The organism is Saccharopolyspora sp. NPDC002376 (assembly GCF_053593195.1).
Genome location: NZ_JBSFBZ010000049.1, coordinates 1 through 18,103, shown reverse-complemented (window position 1 = coordinate 18,103; position 18,103 = coordinate 1). Strand labels below are relative to the sequence as shown.

19 protein-coding genes are annotated in these 18,103 nt (G+C 68.7%); 15 read left to right on the top strand and 4 right to left on the bottom strand.

Going from position 1 to position 18,103, the window contains the following annotated elements; genetic code table 11:
- Positions 1–57: 57 nt before the first annotated feature.
- A complete protein-coding gene (locus tag ACWCO2_RS27220) occupies positions 58–2,355 on the top strand; it encodes an oxidoreductase (protein ID WP_450130617.1) in 2,298 nt (765 codons plus the stop codon).
- Between the two features lie 102 nt (positions 2,356–2,457).
- Here the strand turns inward: ACWCO2_RS27220 and ACWCO2_RS27215 are convergent, their stop codons facing one another.
- The 3 genes from ACWCO2_RS27215 to ACWCO2_RS27205 form a co-directional block, all read right to left on the bottom strand.
- A complete protein-coding gene (locus tag ACWCO2_RS27215; protein WP_450130616.1) occupies positions 2,458–3,651 on the bottom strand; it encodes an MFS transporter in 1,194 nt (397 codons plus the stop codon).
- A complete protein-coding gene (locus ACWCO2_RS27210) occupies positions 3,648–4,328 on the bottom strand; it encodes an HAD family hydrolase (protein WP_450130615.1) in 681 nt (226 codons plus the stop codon). Before ACWCO2_RS27210 ends, ACWCO2_RS27215 begins: the two co-directional genes overlap by 4 nt.
- A gap of 83 nt (positions 4,329–4,411) precedes the next feature.
- Positions 4,412–5,194: an NPP1 family protein gene (locus ACWCO2_RS27205; protein WP_450130614.1), complete on the bottom strand. Its 783-nt coding sequence runs from the start codon at positions 5,192–5,194 to the stop codon at positions 4,412–4,414.
- A gap of 241 nt (positions 5,195–5,435) precedes the next feature.
- On the opposite strand from ACWCO2_RS27205, the gene ACWCO2_RS27200 reads away from it, so the two are divergent.
- From ACWCO2_RS27200 to pqqD, 7 genes are all read left to right on the top strand, one after another.
- Entirely contained in the window at positions 5,436–5,699 is a 264-nt protein-coding gene (locus ACWCO2_RS27200; RefSeq protein WP_450130613.1) for a hypothetical protein, read from the top strand.
- A gap of 280 nt (positions 5,700–5,979) precedes the next feature.
- Complete coding sequence (locus tag ACWCO2_RS27195) at positions 5,980–6,441, top strand: MSMEG_3727 family PQQ-associated protein (protein WP_450130612.1); 462 nt, start codon at positions 5,980–5,982, stop codon at positions 6,439–6,441.
- 13 nt (positions 6,442–6,454) lie between these two features.
- Positions 6,455–8,137 carry a PQQ-dependent dehydrogenase, methanol/ethanol family gene (locus ACWCO2_RS27190; RefSeq protein ID WP_450130611.1) on the top strand — a complete coding sequence of 561 codons (1,683 nt, stop codon included), beginning with the start codon at positions 6,455–6,457 and terminating at the stop codon, positions 8,135–8,137.
- A gap of 35 nt (positions 8,138–8,172) precedes the next feature.
- Positions 8,173–8,286: a pyrroloquinoline quinone precursor peptide PqqA gene (gene pqqA, locus ACWCO2_RS27185; RefSeq protein WP_450130610.1), complete on the top strand. Its 114-nt coding sequence runs from the start codon at positions 8,173–8,175 to the stop codon at positions 8,284–8,286.
- A gap of 31 nt (positions 8,287–8,317) precedes the next feature.
- Positions 8,318–9,217, top strand: a complete 900-nt coding sequence (gene pqqB, locus ACWCO2_RS27180) for a pyrroloquinoline quinone biosynthesis protein PqqB (protein WP_450130609.1) — start codon at positions 8,318–8,320, stop codon at positions 9,215–9,217.
- Positions 9,214–9,909, top strand: a complete 696-nt coding sequence (gene pqqC, locus ACWCO2_RS27175) for a pyrroloquinoline-quinone synthase PqqC (protein WP_450130608.1) — start codon at positions 9,214–9,216, stop codon at positions 9,907–9,909. Before pqqB ends, pqqC begins: the two co-directional genes overlap by 4 nt.
- Positions 9,909–10,130, top strand: coding sequence for a pyrroloquinoline quinone biosynthesis peptide chaperone PqqD (gene pqqD, locus ACWCO2_RS27170; RefSeq protein ID WP_450130607.1), 222 nt, complete (start codon positions 9,909–9,911; stop codon positions 10,128–10,130). Before pqqC ends, pqqD begins: the two co-directional genes overlap by 1 nt.
- Positions 10,131–10,147: 17 nt before the next feature.
- Here the strand turns inward: pqqD and ACWCO2_RS27165 are convergent, their stop codons facing one another.
- Entirely contained in the window at positions 10,148–11,143 is a 996-nt protein-coding gene (locus ACWCO2_RS27165; RefSeq protein ID WP_450130606.1) for a sodium:calcium antiporter, read from the bottom strand.
- Positions 11,144–11,332: 189 nt separating this feature from the next.
- On the opposite strand from ACWCO2_RS27165, the gene ACWCO2_RS27160 reads away from it, so the two are divergent.
- The 7 genes from ACWCO2_RS27160 (at position 11,333) to ACWCO2_RS27130 (ending at position 17,933) form a co-directional block, all read left to right on the top strand.
- The gene (locus ACWCO2_RS27160) at positions 11,333–12,154 is read left to right on the top strand and encodes a trypsin-like peptidase domain-containing protein (protein WP_450130605.1); all 822 of its coding nucleotides are present in this window, start codon (positions 11,333–11,335) and stop codon (positions 12,152–12,154) included.
- Between the two features lie 146 nt (positions 12,155–12,300).
- The gene (locus ACWCO2_RS27155; protein WP_450130604.1) at positions 12,301–13,494 is read left to right on the top strand and encodes an MFS transporter; all 1,194 of its coding nucleotides are present in this window, start codon (positions 12,301–12,303) and stop codon (positions 13,492–13,494) included.
- Between the two features lie 506 nt (positions 13,495–14,000).
- Positions 14,001–14,606: a hypothetical protein gene (locus tag ACWCO2_RS27150; protein ID WP_450130603.1), complete on the top strand. Its 606-nt coding sequence runs from the start codon at positions 14,001–14,003 to the stop codon at positions 14,604–14,606.
- A gap of 214 nt (positions 14,607–14,820) precedes the next feature.
- Positions 14,821–15,405, top strand: coding sequence for a class F sortase (locus ACWCO2_RS27145; RefSeq protein ID WP_450130602.1), 585 nt, complete (start codon positions 14,821–14,823; stop codon positions 15,403–15,405).
- Positions 15,406–15,531: 126 nt separating this feature from the next.
- On the top strand, positions 15,532–16,704 hold the full coding sequence (locus ACWCO2_RS27140) for a thiolase family protein (protein WP_450130601.1): 1,173 nt from the start codon (positions 15,532–15,534) through the stop codon (positions 16,702–16,704).
- Positions 16,705–16,729: 25 nt separating this feature from the next.
- Positions 16,730–17,125, top strand: a complete 396-nt coding sequence (locus ACWCO2_RS27135; RefSeq protein ID WP_450130600.1) for a Zn-ribbon domain-containing OB-fold protein — start codon at positions 16,730–16,732, stop codon at positions 17,123–17,125.
- A 16-nt stretch (positions 17,126–17,141) separates the two neighbouring features.
- Positions 17,142–17,933 (top strand): TIGR03084 family metal-binding protein, encoded by a 792-nt coding sequence (locus ACWCO2_RS27130; protein WP_450130599.1) that lies wholly within the window; start codon positions 17,142–17,144, stop codon positions 17,931–17,933.
- Positions 17,934–18,103 lie beyond the last annotated feature (170 nt).

Below are 18,103 nucleotides of genomic sequence, written 5' to 3'. Positions count from 1 at the left end.
GCGCGTGCCGGGTGAATCCCGCCTCCGCCGGGGTGCTGATCCACTACCGTGGGTGCGGTGAGTTCGTGGTCGATGGGGCGAACATTGGCTGGCAGGACGAAGAACGCCGGAGAACCGCTGACCGACGCCGAGCGCCGGCTCGACGAGCTGCTCGCACCAGGAAGAGCATCGCGTTCAACCGCCGACCGGACCGAGGAGCCCGAGGCCGAGCCGGTCTCCACCGACGAGCAGGAGATCCGCGGGGAGTACCTCTCGTCCCGGCTGATCGAGTCCCTGGAGGACGGCGGGTGGCGGCTGTTCGCCCGACGCGGCTCGCAACCGCTGGTCATCGCGGTGGAGAACGTCACCATCACCGGGCAGCTCGACCTGCGCAACGCCGATCTGCCGTACCTGCTGGAGTTCGTGGGCTGCCGGTTCGAGACCGCGCCGGACCTGCGGCAGGCCAGGCTGGCCGGGCTGGTGCTGTGGCACTGCCGGTTCCCGGGCCTGCACGCGCGCAACCTCGCGGTCGGCAACGACGTGGTACTGCGCAACTGCGCCAGCGTCGGCGGCATGCTCGACCTGGCCGATGCCGACCTCGGCGGGTCACTGCTGCTCAACGACAGCGAGTTGCGCAATCCCGGGCAGCGCTGCGTCTACGCCGACCGGTTGTCGGTTTCCGGTGCGCTGCTCGGGATCCGGTTGCAGACCGCTGGTGAGATCCGCATCCCGGGCGCGAAGATCGGCGGCAACCTGACGCTGTCCGGCGCGGCCCTGCGCAACCGCGGTCAGAACGCGCTCAACGCCACCGGCATCCGCATCGGCGGATCGCTGCGGCTGGACGTCGACCCGCTGACTGGCCGGTCGTTCACCTCCGCCGGAACGCTGCGCCTGCCCAGCGCGCACATCGCCGGGGACCTGCGGTTGCGCGATGCCGTGCTGGAACCCGGTGCGCGACCGCCGCGACGCGGCGACTCGAACTACGACGATCCGACCGCATCGCTGATCGCCGACCGCTGCGAGATCCGCGGCGAGGTGCAGCTCGACCAGGAATTCCGCAGCGGCGGCACGTTACGCCTGGTCAGCGCCATCGTGGGCGGAAACCTGCGGATGACCGGAGCGACCATCGACGTGGGTTGGCTGCGGTCCCCCACCGACTCGGTGGTGCACCCACTGCGCGCGATCAACCTGGACGGAACCCGGGTGTCGGGCAACCTCGATGCGCGCCACACCGCTGTGCACGGGCAGTGGCGGATGACCGACGTCAAAGTCGGCGGCAACGTCCAGCTCAACAACGCGCGGCTGACCGGGCCCCGCACCGACGTCCTGGTGGGCAGCAGGCTTTCCGCGGGCAGCAACCTGGAATGCCGGGACGCCGAGATCGTCGGCTCGCTGCAGCTGCCGAGCGTGCAGATCGGCGCGAACGTCGACCTGCGCGGAACGCAGCTGACCAAACCCGCCTGGCACCAGCACCGCAACAACTACAAGCCGTCGCTGGACCTGCGCGCGGCCCGCATCGAGCGCGACCTGGTCTGCGCGGAGGGCGAGCAGGTGTTCCTGGCCGAGGGCACGGTGCAGCTGCGGTGGGCGCAGATCGGGCGGCACGTCAACTTCTGGGGCTGCGAACTCGGCGACGGTGCGTCGAAGACAGCGTTCAACGCCTCCGGCGTGCAGACCCAGGAGCTCACGCTGCTGCCGCGCACGCCACCGCGCGGGCGGATCACGTTGCGGCAGGCGCAGTGCGAACTGCTCGCCGACAACTCCGCGGTGTGGGAGTCCACGCGCGGGGTGGACTGCGAGGACTTCTCCTACCAGAACTTCGCGGAGTCCTTCGAGCTCGACGACCAGGAGCGGGTGCGCCAACGCCTGGGCTGGCTGCGCGCCACCTCCGACGGCGCCTACCAGCCGGGCCCTTACGACCAGCTGGCCGCGGTCTTCCGCAGCAACGGCCTGGAGGAGCATGCGGTTTCGGTGCTCATCGAGAAGCAGCGCCACCGCTACGCAGCGATCTCCCGCACCGCGCGTCCCGGACTGCGCTGGCCGGTGCAGGTGTGGAGCTGGCTGCAAAGAGCCACCGTCGGGTACGGGTACCGGCCAATGCGGGCGCTGGTGTGGCTGGCGGCGTTCGCGGTGGTGGGCACCGCGTGGTTCAGCTTCCATCAGCTGGTTCCGATCAACGAGCAGGACCACCCGGTCTGGAACCCGCTCCTGTACACATTGGACCAAATGCTCCCGGTGGTGAGCCTCGGCCACGACGACATGTGGCAAGCCCGCGGCGCCTCCCAATGGGTCACGGTAGCCCTGGTGGCCGCCGGCTGGACCCTGGCCACCACCGTGGCAGCAGGCATCAGCAGAGGCCTGCACCGCGAACGCTGACACCCCACCAACACCACACCACCTCCACCAAGATCATTTCAGCGGTGTTGCACCGACCCCTTGAGACCAGGCGCGAAATTGGCAGCGTCTCGGGTGACGGGTTTAGGTGAGGAGGCGGCGGATGGTTAGGGCAATGCTGGCGCAGGCGCAGGCCGCTGCGAGGGTGAAGGCTGCTGAGGTTGAGATCAGGTCCACGAGGGTTCCGGCTGCTGCTGAGCCCAGGGCGTTTCCGACGCCGAAGGATGTGATCATCCAGGCGTGCGCTTCGGTCAGCGTGCCCTCCGGTGCCATCCGGGCGATGAGGGCGAAGGCCGACGCCAGCACTGCGGGTAGGGCGCATCCGCTGAGGAGCGCGAACACCGCCATCGTCGGCAGGTTCAGGACCAGCACCAACGGTAGGTAGCCGACGGCGAGCAGGGACAACAGCACCAGCAGCCGGCGGTCCTCGCGGTGTGCGACGGGCACTGCGGTGTAGACGATTCCACCGACCAGTGCACCGGCGGCGTTGAGCGCGATCAGCCAGCCGGCCGCGGACGGACTCCCCGCCACCTCTGCGTATCCCGTGATGCCCACGGTGAATGCGCCGATCGTGGCACCAACGCAGACCAGCGCCGCGAACAACCGGAGCACGCCCGCGCCGCGCAGCGGACCCGCCCAGTGCCGCTCCACGTGCGTACCGCGCCACAACCGCGCCGGGTGCGCGGTGGCGAACCACGTGGCGCCGAGCAGGCCCACCACCGCTGCCATGAGCAGTCCTGCGGACGGCCCACCGAAGGCGGTCACGCCGAGGACCACCAGCGGCCCGCACACGAAGATCAGTTCCTGCGTGGCCGCGTCCAGCGAGAACGCGGCGCGGACGTTGTGCTCCCCAACCACGACGTGCTCCCACAGCACGCGAAGGCACGGTTCCAGCTGCGGTGTGGCAGCACCCGCGACCATCGCGGCAACGGCGCTGATCGCCACCGACCGCACCGGGTCGACCAAGCCCAGCACCAGAAACGCCGCAGTCGAGATCGCCGCGCTGGCCAGCAGCACCGGCGCCTGGCGCGTCCGGTCGATCAACCGCCCGAGCACCGGACCGCACACAGCAGCGCTTCCCGCGTACAACGCGGCGAGCAGACCTGCCAAGCGGTAGTCGCCACCGTGCTCGCGGACGGTCAGCAGGATCGCCAGCGGCGCCATGCCAGTAGGCAACCGCCCGATCAGCGAGGCCGACAGAAGCCTTGGTACGTAACGGGATCGCAGCACCTCCACGACCGATCCAGTGCTGCTCCCCACCGTCGCGTCGGTGCTCACCGCGTCTCCCCCGCTGCGAACTCGATCGCCGCGCGCAACGACGTCACGACCGGAACTCCCTGCTCGGACAGCACTTCGGTGGCGTGCAACCCGCTGGCGTAGAGCACGCACCGCGCCCCGACCGCCTTGGCCGCGACCGCATCGTCGACGCTGTCCCCGATCAGCAGCACGTCACCGCTGACCAACCCCTGCCGTTCCAGGTGCTTGGCCAGGTGCGTGCGCTTGAAACCGCTGTCCGGGCCGCGCTGGCCGTCGATGCGGGCGAAGTGCGCGGCGATGCCGAAGCGGTCGATCAGCGAGGTGAGGCGGTCGTGCGGATGCATCGAGAGCAGTGACTGCGACAGTCCCCGCGACGTGATCGCGCCCAGCACTTCGCGGGCGTCCACCGCCAACGTCAGGGATGGCCGGCGCCGCGAGTAGGCCTCGTGGAACGCCGCGTGCAGTGCGCTCCGCAAGTCAGGTGGCACCGGTGCGCCGAAGAGCCGGTCGTAGAACGCGTCGATCGGCTGGGTGTGCTGCATGCGGTACTGATCGACGGTGATCGGTGGTGATCCGGTCGCCTCGAACGCCTCGATCGTGGACTGGATCAACGCATCGGCGTCGTCGAACAGAGTTCCGTTCCAGTCCCACACGACGTGCGCGACCGCTGACTGCGCTTCGGTCTTGCTGACCGCCACGGTCTCCCTCCTCGGTATTCGGTTGCCGGGAAGTCAACCGGACACCAGTGAGAGAGGACCAGGGCAAAAACCGGGCATGCGGATCAGCCGTGCGGGTCGAACGGGATGCCCTCCGGCTTGGCCTTGGCGAGGTTGTCCTCGAAGGCGCCGTCCTTGATCCCCAGACTGGCCTTGCCGAAGTCGGCGGAGGTCAGCACGTCGCGGATGCCCTCCGGATAGTTCTCCCAGCCCACCAGCGGCGGGTACTGCCAGGTCCCGTGGTGGTTCTCCGGCTCCTCGTCGGCGTTGGCCAGGCGGAACGCGTGCGTGCTGGCGCCGTCCTTGTGGTAGACGATCTTCGGATGGGTGTCCTCCCAGGACACCTCGTCGGCCGGGTACGTCGAGTAACCGCCGTGCGCGGAGGTGGAGACGTATTCCGCCCGGTCGTTGTGCACCCACACCACGACGTGCTCGATGTCGTGGCGGTGCCCGAAGATGTCGTCCACGCCGTCGAGCGCCTGGTCCTTCTCGAAGTACAGGTCGTAGAGGTAGGCGCACCAGCCGCTCGGATCGCACTTCGCGCGGGAGTAGGAGTTGGTGTTGTCCAGGTCCGACTCGTCGTGGCAGTTGCCGTTGAGCGCGCCGGAGGGCTTGAGCCCTTCCGCCACCGTGCCGTCCGGCCCGATCGCCGGGGTCGGGTAGCAACCGTCCCCGTCGTAGTCGAACGCGGGCTGCCACTTGCTGTCGGCCTCCGGGGCCGAGCCCGGTAGTGCTTCCGGCGGTTCCGCGAACGCCGCGCCCGGCGGCAGCACGAACACCAGTGCCGAGGCACCGATGAGCGCTCGCGCGGCGAACCGGCTGGTCGGTTTCCGGCGCACAGCACCCATGTCGACAGCACCTTCCGATCGGCCCGCGAAGATCAGCACGACCCTACTCGCGACGCCGGAAGTGCCGGAACACCACTGGCGACTTCTCGCCGCACCAGCCCGTTCCCTGGCTCAGCCCACGTTCACGTACCCGAAGGCCGCCGCTCGCTCGCTCGAACCTGCTGTGCTGGCAGAATGACTCGAAATGAGCTCCGTCGAACTGCTGTCCCAGCAACGAGAACTCCAGACCTAAGCCGACGGCGTGCACGCCGATCTCCGCCTCGGTGAACTGCTGACAGCGCTGGGCGAACCTGTGCGGGTCGGTAGCGCCGCGCTGGGGTTGATGGTGCGCCGGGACCTCGACATCACGGTGATCTGCCCGCTTCTCGACGCGGCCGTGAAATCGGCCGTGGCCGGGATCGGCGCCGAACTCGCCGTCCACGACCGCGTTCGCCAGGTCCGCTTCCGCGACGACACCGGGCACTGGAACACCGTCGAACAGTTCGACGACCTGCACGCACCGTAACAATCCACAGTGGACTCTAAGCCGAGATAGTTTGATGAATTCTTTGCTCGTCAGGGAAATTCGCCCACCTGATGCTCGGCTGCACCGGAGTTATCCTGCACGTGCGACGGGTCCGCGCGACGGGGGAGGTGTCGGGTGGTCGGTCCGAGATGTCACGCGTCCAGGCCGGCGTTCCCGTCCCCAACCTCATCCGCCCTGGTCACACGATGCGGGCGCGACCGCGTGGACAAGCAGGACCACCCGCGGACCCACTGGGTCGCGGGACTAGGAGATGAGGCCGATGCCGACCGCAGAAGACTTGTCGGCGCTGGTGAGCGAGATCGGACTGGACAAGCAGAACGGAGCTGTACTCGGCCGGATGGCCGCCCACTGCGGCCTCGGGTACGCCGAGGAAGACTCCGACGGCCGCCTGCGCGCCCGCATCCGGATCGTGCCGGACGAGCTGATCTGGGATCCCTCGATCCTGGTCATGCCGCACGGCGGCGACCTCGAGCTGGAGATCGTCAACGACGACCAGAACACGCACTGCGCGCTGCTGCCCAGCAACGGCGACAGCCAGTTCATCTGGCTGCCGGTCCAGTCGCGGGGAACCGCCTCGCTGAACCTCGACGGTCCCGGCTGCTACTGGTACAGCTCCCCCATCGGCAACGACGAAGGCCGCGGCCTGGTGGGAGCGATCGTGGTGCTCGGCGACGTCCCGGAGCAGGCCCGCCTGGACCGACCGGACCAACCTCGCCCGTAGGAAGGAGCAGGCCATGACGCAATACGTGGATGCCGGGCGTGCCGTCGGGTACGCCTCCCTGAGCGGCCTGGCGGGCAACGCGCCACCGGTGGTCCAGGACGTGACCTACGAACGCATCCGCAACGCCCGTGCGGAACCGCAGAACTGGCTCACCTACTACGGCGCCTACGACGCGTCGCGTTACAGCCCGCTGGACGAGATCAACACCGAGAACGTCGGCAAGCTGAAGCCCGCCTGGGTGTTCCAGTCCGGATCGAGCGGACTGCACGCGGGCGCGTCGACCTATTCGTTCGAGGCCGCCCCGATCGTCGTGGACGGGGTCATGTTCGTCTCCGGCTGGGACGGCTACGTGTGGGCCATCGACGGCAAGACCGGGCAGGTGCTGTGGCGCTACAAGCACGCCATCCCCTACGACACGTCGCTGTGCTGCGGAAACGTCAACCGCGGAGTCGCGGTGGCGAAGGGGAAGGTCTTCGTCGTCACGCTCAACGCGCACCTCATCGCACTCGACGCCGTCGACGGGCACCTGCTCTGGGACGCCGCGTACGGCGACGTGCGGGCCGGGGAGAGCGCCACGGTCGCTCCCCTGGTGGTCAAGGACCTGGTCGTGGTCGGCAGCTCCGGCGGCGAGTTCGGCGTGCGCGGCCACCTCGACGCCTTCGAACTGGACAGCGGGCGCCACGTCTGGCGCACCTACACGGTGCCCAAGCCCGGTGAGCCGGGATCGGACACGTGGCCGGACGGTCCGGCCTGGACGCGCGGCGGTGGAAACCCGTGGATCACCGGCAGCTTCGACCCGGAGCTGAACCTCATGTACTGGGGAACCGGCAACCCGGCGCCGGACTTCGACGGGGCGGTGCGCCCGGGCGACAACCTGCACACCGACAGCGTCATCGCCGTCGACCCGGACAACGGCGAGATCCGCTGGCACTACCAGTACAACCCGCACGACCTGTGGGACTACGACAGCACGATGGAGCACATCCTGTTCGACTCCGACGGCCGGAAGCTGTTGGCGCACTTCGACAAGAACGGCTACTTCTTCGTCCTCGACCGCACCAACGGCGAACTCGTCCGGGTCGCGCCGTTCGTCGACCGCATCACCTGGGGCGAGATCGATCCGAGCGGGAAGGTCACGCCGAAGGTGTTCCCGGACGCCGAAGGCGAGGAGGTCCACTTCTGGCCTGGACCTGCCGGCGCCAAGGAATGGACGCACGCCGCCTACAGCCCGCGCACGCAGCTCTGCTACGTGCCGGTGCAGGACGTCGGCGCGAAGGTCACGCGCCGCCGCCGGGAGTTCAAGGAAAGCATCCCCTACTGGGGCGCCAGCGTGACGGTCGACGGCACGGACATGCGCGGTTCGGTGTCGGCGTTCGACCCGGCCACCGGCAAGGAGGCGTGGCGTTGGGACAACGACGTCCCGATGTGCGCATCGGTGCTGGCCACCGGCGGTGATCTGGTGTTCGCCGGGGAACCCACCGGGGAGTTCAACGCCTACAACGCGCGCACCGGCGAGCTGCTGTGGCAGTTCCAAACCGGGTGCGGGCACCACAGCAACCCGACCACCTACAGCATCGACGGCAAGCAGTACATCGCTGTGCCCGTCGGGTGGGGAGCCTGGGTCGAGGGCTTCTTGCCCGCGATGCTCGGGTCACCCCACGGGGACGCCCTGTTCGCCTTCGCGCTTCCCGACTGAGCTGGCTCGTCGGAGAACTTCAAGAGGAAGGACAGATGATGGAATCCGTTGGTGCACAACCGGAACTCGCCACTTGGGAAACACCGAACTTCCAAGAGGTCGGCTGCGCGGCCGAGGTGACGATGTACGTCGCGCAGATGGAGGACTAGCCCGCCCGGCCTTCCAGCGAAGGGACTCGAAATGTGGTTGCGGGTGCTCGGATCGGCTGCCGGAGGCGGGTTTCCGCAGTGGAACTGCGGTTGTCCGAACTGCCGCGCGGTGCGCGAGGGTTCTCGTCCCGGCTGCCCCCGGACCCAGTCGTCGATCGCGGTGAGCACCGACCACCAGCGGTGGTTCCTGTTCAACGCATCACCGGACATCCGCACCCAGATCGAGTCGTTCCACGCGCTGCAGCCAGGCGCAGGACGTGCCACGCCGTTGCAGGCCATCCTGCTCAGCGACGCCGAGCTGGACCACACCCTCGGCCTTCTCCTGCTACGCGAGGCGAAGTCCATCGAACTGCACGCCACCGCCGCGGTGCGGGAAACCCTTTGCCGCGCAACGGCGATCCTGCGCACGCTCGAGGCCTACTGCACGGTGACGTGGCGGGAAGTCGTGCCTGGCGAGGAAACTCCACTCGGCGGCGGGTTGTCCTACCGGGCCTTCGACGTGCCGACCAACAAGCGCAACCGCTTCGGTCCTGGCCGGGAGCACGGTCGCGTCGTCGGCTACCGGCTGACCGATGAAACCAGCGGTCGCACCGCGGTGTACCTGCCGGTCGTGCAGGAGTTGACCTCGGAGGTGCTGGCGGAGCTGTCCGACTGCGACTGCCTGCTCATCGACGGAACGTGCTGGCACGACGACGAGATGATCCGGCTCGGCCTGGCCAGCAAGACCTCGCGCGACATGGGACATCTACCCATCGCCGGCCCGGACGGCAGCCTGCGACGAGTCGCCGAGCTGCCCGCCGAGCGCAAGATCTACGTGCACCTCAACAACACCAACCCGGTTCTGATCAACGACGCACCCGAGCGGCGCAACGTCGAGCAGCACGGGATCGAAATCGCCTCGGATGGATTGGAGGTGCGGTTGACGCCTTGACGACCACCGACAGCTTCACCGATGCGTTGCGGGCCCAGTCGCAGCGCTACCACCACCAGCACCCGTTCCACCTCAAGATGAACGCGGGCGAGCTCGACCCCGGGCAGATCCGCGGCTGGGTGGCCAACCGCTTCTACTACCAGGAGAACATCCCCCGCAAGGACGCCGCGATCCTGGCCAACTGCCCGGACCGGGAGATCCGCCGGAGGTGGATCCAGCGCATCCTCGACCACGACGGAACGGCGGACTCGGAAGGCGGCATCGAGGCTTGGCTGCGGCTGTCCGAAGCGGTCGGCCTGACCCGCGCAGAGGTCCTCGACGAGCGGCACGTCGTGCCCGGGGTCCGCTTCGCCGTCGACGCCTACGTGAACTTCGCCCGCACCCGGCCGTGGGTCGAGGCGGTGGCGTCGTCCTTGACCGAGTTGTTCGCGCCTGACCTGATGGCCGAGCGCCTCGCGGCCTTCGAACGCCACTACCCGTGGATCGACCGCGACGGCCTGGCCTACTTCCGGTCCCGCCTCACCCAGGCTCCGCGCGACGCCGAGCACGCGCTGGAGGTGGTGACCGAGCACTGCCGCACGACGGAGCAGCAAGCCGGGGCGGTGGCGGCGCTGTCGTTCAAGTGCGACGTGCTCTGGAGCGTCCTCGACGGCATCGACCGGGCGTATCCCGACTCGACCGGACCGGCGTGATGCCGGTGGTGCACCCGTCCAGCCGACCGGAACTGACCTCGCACGTGCGCCTGACCTTCGACCGGGTGCGCGAGCAGCACCTGCTGCTGACCCCGGAAGCGATGTCGGTGCTGAACCCGACCGGCGCGGCCGTCCTCGAACTCTGCGACGGGCGGCGCAGCGTCGCCGAGATCGTCCAGGAGCTGCCGCCAACGCGGACCGGCCCGTCGAAGCAGCCCTGATCCCCCGCCCGCATCCGTCACGACTCGACCGGAGCTGACCCGAACGCCACGAAGCTCACGACCCAGTAAGCGACGTAGAGCCCGAGCAGCACGCAACCGTGCCAGCGCCGCAACCTCCCGCGGTAGAGGAACAACGCGGCGAGGGCGGTCATCCCCACGAGCACCGGCAGGTGCCACCTGAGCACGTCCGGCCCGACCTCGATGCTGCCGCCGGAGAGCAGGACGACGGCCAGCTTGCCGGTGACCGAGAAGACCAAGCTGCCGATGACGTTGCCGATCCCGATCGCCGGCACCCCGCGCCGGAACGGTTCCACCGTCAGGAAGACGTCCTCGAGGGTCAGGGCGACGGTGACGATCGTGGCGCCGAACGCGGTGCCGCCGATCCCGTAGGTGTGCAGGATGCCTTGCGTGCCGATGCTCGTGGCGGCGGCGCCGATGACGAGACCAGCCAGCGCGACGACCGCCAGCCCCAGATCGACCCAGCCCGGCAGCTTGCGCTGAGCGGTGAACGGCAGTCGGTCGTCGGTCTTCTCCGCCTCCTCGTAGACCTCCATGTTGCGGAACGTCGGCGCCTTGCGGCGGAGTTCGCGCACCGCGACGTAGGCCATGAACAGCGCGAAGAGACCGAGCAGCAGCACGCCGTCGAGGACGGTGAACGAAGAGGCGGTGAGCAGGAAAGCACCCATCACCAGCGGGGCGATGGCGAAGATCGCCAGGTAGTCGCGGGGAATCCGCACGGTCGTCGGCGCGATGATCGCAGCGAGCGCGAGCACGATCCCGGTGTAGGAGATCGCGGTGCCCATGACCAGTCCGAGCGCGACGTCGTCGAGGTCTTCGAGGTTGAGCGCGACGCCGAGCACGACGTCGTCGAACTCGATCCCGGTGAAGACGATCGCGAGGAAGAACACCGAGATCTTCAGCCCGCTCGCCGCCCCGACGAGATAGCCGATCAGCTTCTCGGCGCTGTAGATCAGCAGCGCCGCCCCCGAGACGAAGACGAACAACGAACCCATGCCGCAATCCCCCCACCGAACGCGGTCCCCGCCCAGCATCGATGCGCGTCCCGGCCACCGCACCCGGACGCTGCTCGCCTGCCACACCAGCCCCTTCCGGAACCGCCGCGCAGATCCGCATCGCCGCGTGGCGTCGGGTGTGGTACCAGGAAGCAGTCAGCTCGGACCGGCTTGCTCCGGGAGGACGTCGTGATCGCTAAGAGGCTTGTGGCGCAAGTGGTTCCGCTGCTCGGCGTCGTCGTTCTGACGGCCGCCGGGTCCGCTTCGGCGGCGCCGGACTGGGCGGCCGCATCGACCGCTGCCGTTCATCCGGGGGTGCAGACCGTGACCGGAAAAGCCCAGTGCACTTCGAACTTCATCTTCGAGAGCGGGTCGAAGGTCTACGTCGGGCAGGCCGCGCACTGCGCGACCACCGGGGCCGAGGACCAGATCAACGGCTGCACGACCCCGTCGCTGCCCATCGGCACCAAGGTCCGGGTTACCGGCGCGAGCAAGGAGGGCGTGCTGGTCTACAGCTCGTGGCTGACCATGCAGGCGATCCGGGAGGCCGATGCCAACGCCTGCGCGCACAACGACCTCGCGCTGGTCGAACTGGACCCGGCGGACGTCGCGAAGGTCAACCCGAGCCTGCCGACCTGGGGCGGCCCCACCGGGCTGAACACCGCGGGGCTCCGGAAGGACGACGAGGTCGTGACCTACGGCAGCGCTCAGCTCGGCGGCGAGGCCATCGACCCGAACGCCAAGCAGGGCACGTCGCTCGGCGACAGCGACGGCGGCTGGAACCACACGATCCGGACCACAACACCGGGCCTCCCCGGCGACTCCGGCAGCGCCGTCCTGGATGCCACGGGCCGCGCGGTCGGCGTTCTGTCCACTTTGAACATCTCGCCCGATTTTGGCAGCAACGGCGTCGGCGATCTCGCGCACGAACTGAACTACCTGCGCGCCCACTCGTCGCTGCGCGACGTCCACTTGGTGACCGGCACCCAGAGCTTCCGAACCCACGGGTGACGAGCGGAAAGTCCAGCCCACCCGCATCCGCGGTCACGACGTGTCGCGGCACACCTAGACCGGAGCCGATCCGCACGGGTAATTTCTCCCGTCGTTGACCCCCGGTCAGCGCGGCGGAAGCGGACACGAGGAGCGGCTGGGCGTCGATGGCGAGCAACAACCGGTACGTCCAGCTCGGGCTCATCGCCGCCATGCAGGTGCTGGCGATGGCGATGTGGTTCTCCGCCTCCGCGGTGGTGCCCAGCTTGCGCGAGTCCTGGCACATCAGCGACCTGCAGGCCGTCTGGCTCACCGCGTCGGTGCAGGTCGGTTTCGTGCTGGGCGCGGTCACCTCGGCCGCGTTCAACCTGCCCGACCGGTTCCCACCGCAACGAGTCGCCGCGGTCTCCGCACTCGGCGCGGCTGCGGCGACGGCAGCAGTGCCGCTGTTCGCCGACGGGTTCTGGCCAGCGGTGCTCTGCCGGTTGTGCGCGGGCTTCTTCCTGGCCGGGGTGTACCCGGTGGGCATGAAGCTGATGGCGTCCTGGTTCGGCGCTGCCGGGCGCGGCATGGCGCTCGGCGTCCTCATCGGTGCGCTCACCGTCGGTTCAGCGCTCCCCCAGCTGATCAAGGGACTCGGCACGCTCGTCTGGCAGAACGTGCTCTTCACCTCCGCAAGCATCGGCGTCGTGGCCGCAGTGCTGGCGGCAACCCTGGTTCGGCCGGGCCCGCACCTGTCGGGCGGAACCGCGCAGCACCGGCCTAGGTACGCGCTCGCGATGTTCCGCGAACGTGGCCCGAGGCTGGCCAACCTCGGCTACTTCGGGCACATGTGGGAGCTCTACGCCTTGTGGACCTGGCTTCCTGCGTTCGTGACCGCGAGCACCGGCGCCGCCGAAACGACCGTCGGGCTGCTGTCCTTCGCCGCCATCGGCATCGCCGGCGTGGTCGGCTGCCTGATCGGCGGCTGGGGAGCCGACCGCTTCGGCCGGGCGCCCGCCGCGGGGGTCGCGCTCGTAGTCAGCGGCGTGTGCTGCCTGTTCTCGCCCCTGGCGTTCGGCGCCGCCCAGCCGGTGCTGGTGGTGCTGCTCCTGATCTGGGGCGCGGCGGTGATCGCCGATTCCGGGGTGTTCTCCACCGCGCTGAGCGAAGTGGCCGACTCCCGCTACATCGGCACCGCGCTGACCGCGCAGACCGCGATCGGCTTCCTGATCACGGTGGTCACGATCAACATGGTGCCGGTGATCGCCGCGGTCACCGGCTGGCAGTACGCCTTCCTCGTGCTGGCTCCGGGCCCACTCCTCGGCGCCATCGCCATGCGCGCGCTGGGCGCCCGGTCGACGGACGCCACACGTCGCTGAGCCGTCCACAGTGCGCGATCGTCATTTCCCGAGAAATTGATCGATCGACAATTCCCGAGATCGAATTCAAATAGTTCGATCATTCTTCCGAAGCCTTGATCGCAATTCTCCAAAGAATTCGATCAGCACACCTCTGATCGAATTCTTCACTCCCGTGACCACAATGGGGGGTTGCCGTGCAATTCGATCTGCCCAAGTGGACGATTCGCCAGATCAACCAAAACATCACTGTCACGATCCGTAGTCGTGTCACCCGATCTGGATTGCCTGACATCAACAGGCAACACGATCGATCTCACGTTTCGACCTTGTTTTCACGATCAGTGATGTTGAATCCCGATTGGACATATCAGATACACCTCGATCGTATGATCATGCATTCCTGCCGCTGCCGACCGGGAAATACGTGCTTACCGTACGAAACAGCCTCCTTATCAAATCACGCGAGGCGATCGAAAAATGATTTTGAGCGAGCAATTCTACTCAACTGATCAAAGGAGGTTCAGGTGTCCGCCAAGCTAGTACGCGTCAGCGGCATCGCCGCCTTCGTGCTGGGCACGTCATTCGCCCTGACCCCATTGGCCGCCGCGGTGGAACCGGGCCCGGAACCGCCGTCACCGCCCGGGGTCAACCGCTGCGACCAGGAATTCGGCGACTGCGCCAAGCCACCGGAGCACTGCAAGCTGGGCGAGTGCGAGAAGTTCCCACCTCCCCCGGTCTGCAAGCCGGGCGAGTGCGAGGAAGTCCCGCCTCCGCCTCCGCCTCCGCTGGCTCCGGCCGCGCCTCCACCGGAGGTCGCACCGGCACCGGCCGCTCCTCCGGGGCAGGCACCGGGGCAGGCACCGCAGCAGCAGAAGCCGCAGGTGAGCCCGACCCAGCAGAAGCCGACCCACGTTCCTACTACCAAGCCGCAGGTGCCCAAGCCCGCTCAGCAAGTGCCGCAGGTCGAGCACAAGCCGATGGGTGGTGTCCAGGCCGGTGGTGGCGCCACGGCGCAGGAGAACACCGACAACTCCGGTCCGCTGCTGGCCGTGAGCGGACTTGCGCTCACCGCCCTGGCGGCCGGCGGTGCTCACCTGTACCGACGCCGCAGCGCTGACCAGCGCAGCTGATCCGAGCGGGTTGGCGGTGCGGACCCGAGGGGGTGCCGCACCGCCAACCCGTTCGGCCGTCCGAGAACCTGTTTTTGAACTCGTTTTGCGTGGCGGTGCAGGTAGCGGAACCTCAGCGGTGCCAGCGCCGAGGGCGGGCTATGCGCCTACGGCGCATCAAAAGCAAAGGATCAAAAACAAGCTCTGACCGAACTCGAACGGGTGGAGGTCCGTCGTGCGAAACGCGATTCTCCTGATCTGGTCCGCCGTGCTGCTGACCATCGTGGTGTCGGCGAACCCCTACCCGGTCGACGCACGCCCCACCCCGCTGCCTGCGGCAACCCACGCCGCGACCGCCGGTCCGGTCCCCGGTGATTCGCACCCGCGCGCCATCAGCATCCGCAGCATCGACGCCACCTCCAGCCTGGTGCCGCTGGGACTCAACCACGACGGCTCGGCCGAGGTTCCGCCGCTCGACAAGCCCGAGCAGGCCGGCTGGTACAAGCTCGGGCCGGGCGCGGGCGACGTCGGCCCCTTCGTCGTGCTGGGCCACGTCGACTCCTACACCGAGGCGGGGGTGTTCTACCGGCTGCGCGACCTGCGCGCCGGCGATCCGATCAACATCGACCGCGCGGACGGATCGAAGGTCACCTACGTGGTGGATCGCGTGGAGACGGCCGCCAAGGACCGATTCCCGACCGACGCCGTCTACGGCGATGTACCGCGCCCAGAGATCCGCCTGATCACCTGCGGCGGAGCCTTCGACACATCGGAACGCAGCTACGAGGACAACGTGATCGTCTTCGGCCACCTCCGGTAATCCTCTGTGGACTCCCAGAACCTGCCCGCCGGGCGGACCCTTGCGCGGCCCGTGGCCCAGGGGTCAGGATGTCGGAGCGAATTGCAGACCGTGCGAGGTCCGTAAATCGAGCTCCTGGGAGGCAGGATGACCGGCTCGGCCGCCCGCCGCCCGGTGATCGCCGGACTCGGCATCACCGAGATGGGCAAGGTCTACGGCCGCAGCGCGGCCCAGTTCGCCGCCGACGCGGTGCGGCTCGCGGTGGCCGACGCCGGACTCGAATTGTCCGATGTGGACGGGCTGCTCACCAACACCGGCACGCCCGGTGCGGTCGGCGTCGACCTCCAGTCCCAGTTGCAGCTCCAGGACCTGCGCCTGCTCTCCGAGATCCAGTCCTTCGGCGCCTCCGCCGGCGCGATGGTCTCCCACGCGTCGATGGCCGTCCAAGCCGGGATGGCGGACGTGGTGGTGTGCGTGTTCGCCGACGCGCCGCTGCGCGAGGGCAAGGGCAGCGCCGCCGCCTACACCGGCCGAGGGCTCCCGACCGGCTTCGCCGGGCTGGTCCCGGCGGCCGGGCTGACCAGTGTCAACGCCGTGTACGCGCTGGCCGCGCGGCGGCACATGGAGACCTACGGCACCACATCCGAGCAGCTCGGCGCGATCGCGGTCGCGCAGCGGGCCTGGGCCGCGATGAACCCGCTGGCTCAGATGCGCGAACCGATCACCATCCACGACCACCAGGCGTCCCGCTGGATCGCCGAACCGCTGCACCTTCTCGACTGCTGCTTGGTCAGCAATGGCGGGATCGCCGTCGTGGTCACCTCCGCCGACCGCGCGGCCCAGCTCCGCCAGCCGCCGGTGCACGTGCTCGGCTTCGCGCAGAGCCACATCGGCTACCCGGATGCCCGCGACGGGCGGTTCGGCCTGGTCAGCGGCGCCGCGCAGGCCGGTCCCGCGGCGCTGAAGATGGCCGGGCTCGACGTCTCCGACGTGGACGTGGCCGAGCTGTACGACTGCTACACCTACACCGCGCTGCTGACGCTCGAGGACTACGGGTTCTGTGCCAAGGGAGAAGGCGGCCCATTCGTCGCCAGCGGTGCGCTCGGCCCCGGTGGCTCGCTCCCGGTCAACACCGGCGGCGGCCAGTTGTCGTCCTACTACATGTGGGGCATGACCCCGCTGTCCGAAGCGGTCATCCAGGCGCGCGGGCACGGCGGGCCGCGGCAGGCACCACGCAACGACGTCGTCCTGGTCAGCGGAAACGGCGGGCTGCTGTCGCACCACGCCACGCTCGTGCTCAGCCCTCACCCGCACAGCTGACCCCTCGAACGAAAAGGACAGCCGCATGCCGATCGTCCCGGTCACCCGCGACGCCGCGTCAGCTCCTTTCTTCGACGGCACCGCCCGCGAGGAACTGCTGCTGCGGCGATGCGAGGACTGCTCGTCGATCAGCGCCCCGAACGTGGAGTGCTGCTCGGTCTGCGGTTCCACGCAGCTGTCCTGGACTCCCGCGCGCGGCACGGCGAAGGTGGTCACCTGGACGGTGGTGCACGGCCGCTCCCCCGTCGACGGCGAGCCCGCGCGCATCGTCGCCGGGCTGGTGGAGCTGGACGAGGGGCCGTGGCTGTACGCCCAGATCGTCGACATCGCCCCTGAAGACGTGACTTCGGAGCTCGCGCTCGTCGTCGGCTTCGACCACGCCGAAGGCAGCGAAACCGTGCCCGTCTTCCGCCCGGCCTGACCTCCAGGAGCACCGCATGTCCGAACCGGACAACCCGATCCTCGCCGATCTGCGCGCTGAGAACGCGGAGCTCGACGCGGTCGTGGCAAAGCTGGACGCCGATCAGTGGGCCACCCCGACGCCCGCCGAGGGGTGGACGATCGCGCACCAGATCGCCCACCTGACGTGGACCGATGCCAAGGCACACCGCGCGGTGAGCAACCCCGACGCGTTCCGCGAGGACATCCGCACCGCCACGATCCCGCTCGGGGACGCGGTCGACGCAGGCGCCGCTGAGGGAGCCCGGCGAGCTCCGCAGGAGTTGCTGGAGCGCTGGCGCACCGGGCGCGCGGACTTGCAGCACGCTTTGACCTCAGCACCGGCCGACCTTCGCGTTCCCTGGTACGGCCCGCCGATGAAGGTTCCGTCGATGGCCACCGCGCGGATCATGGAGATCTGGGCGCACGGTCAAGACGTGTTCGATGCGCTCGGTCTGCACCGCGAGCCGACCGCCAGGTTGCGGAACGTCGCGCACCTCGGCGTGCGGACGCTGGGTTTCGCGTTCGCCCTGCACGACCTCCCGGTTCCTACCGAGCCGGTGCGGGTGGAACTGACCGCGCCGGGCGGTGAGCTGTGGGCGTGGGGACCGCCAGACGCGCCGAACCGGGTTACCGGGCCTGCGTTGGACTTCTGCCTGCTGGTCACCCAACGACGTCATCGCGACGATCTGTCGATCACCGCCACTGGGACTACCGCCGAGCAGTGGTTGCCCATCGCCCAAGCCTTCGCGGGCGACCCCGGGGCCGGACGTCCCAGCAAGGCGTCTTGAAAGCAGTTGGGGCGCTGGCCCACCGCATGTGCGGCGGAGCAACGCCCCAACGGATTTCCGTGCTAATGCACGTGGGTGGTGTCGCGGACGGTGCCGACGTATTCCTCGACGAGGTCTTCCATCGCCACGACACCCACCGGACTGCCGGCGGCGTCGACCGCGGTGGCCAG

Excerpts from the sequence above, each read along its gene's own strand:
- ACWCO2_RS27205 (WP_450130614.1), bottom strand. The coding sequence starts at position 5,194 with ATGGGTGCTGTGCGCCGGAAACCGACCAGCCGGTTCGCCGCGCGAGCG.
- ACWCO2_RS27195 (WP_450130612.1), top strand. The coding sequence starts at position 5,980 with ATGCCGACCGCAGAAGACTTGTCGGCGCTGGTGAGCGAGATCGGACTG.
- ACWCO2_RS27190 (WP_450130611.1), top strand. The coding sequence starts at position 6,455 with ATGACGCAATACGTGGATGCCGGGCGTGCCGTCGGGTACGCCTCCCTG.
- pqqA (WP_450130610.1), top strand. The coding sequence starts at position 8,173 with ATGATGGAATCCGTTGGTGCACAACCGGAACTCGCCACTTGGGAAACA.
- pqqB (WP_450130609.1), top strand. The coding sequence starts at position 8,318 with ATGTGGTTGCGGGTGCTCGGATCGGCTGCCGGAGGCGGGTTTCCGCAG.
- pqqD (WP_450130607.1), top strand. The coding sequence starts at position 9,909 with ATGCCGGTGGTGCACCCGTCCAGCCGACCGGAACTGACCTCGCACGTG.
- ACWCO2_RS27165 (WP_450130606.1), bottom strand. The coding sequence starts at position 11,143 with ATGGGTTCGTTGTTCGTCTTCGTCTCGGGGGCGGCGCTGCTGATCTAC.
- ACWCO2_RS27155 (WP_450130604.1), top strand. The coding sequence starts at position 12,301 with ATGGCGAGCAACAACCGGTACGTCCAGCTCGGGCTCATCGCCGCCATG.
- ACWCO2_RS27140 (WP_450130601.1), top strand. The coding sequence starts at position 15,532 with ATGACCGGCTCGGCCGCCCGCCGCCCGGTGATCGCCGGACTCGGCATC.
- ACWCO2_RS27135 (WP_450130600.1), top strand. The coding sequence starts at position 16,730 with ATGCCGATCGTCCCGGTCACCCGCGACGCCGCGTCAGCTCCTTTCTTC.
- ACWCO2_RS27130 (WP_450130599.1), top strand. The coding sequence starts at position 17,142 with ATGTCCGAACCGGACAACCCGATCCTCGCCGATCTGCGCGCTGAGAAC.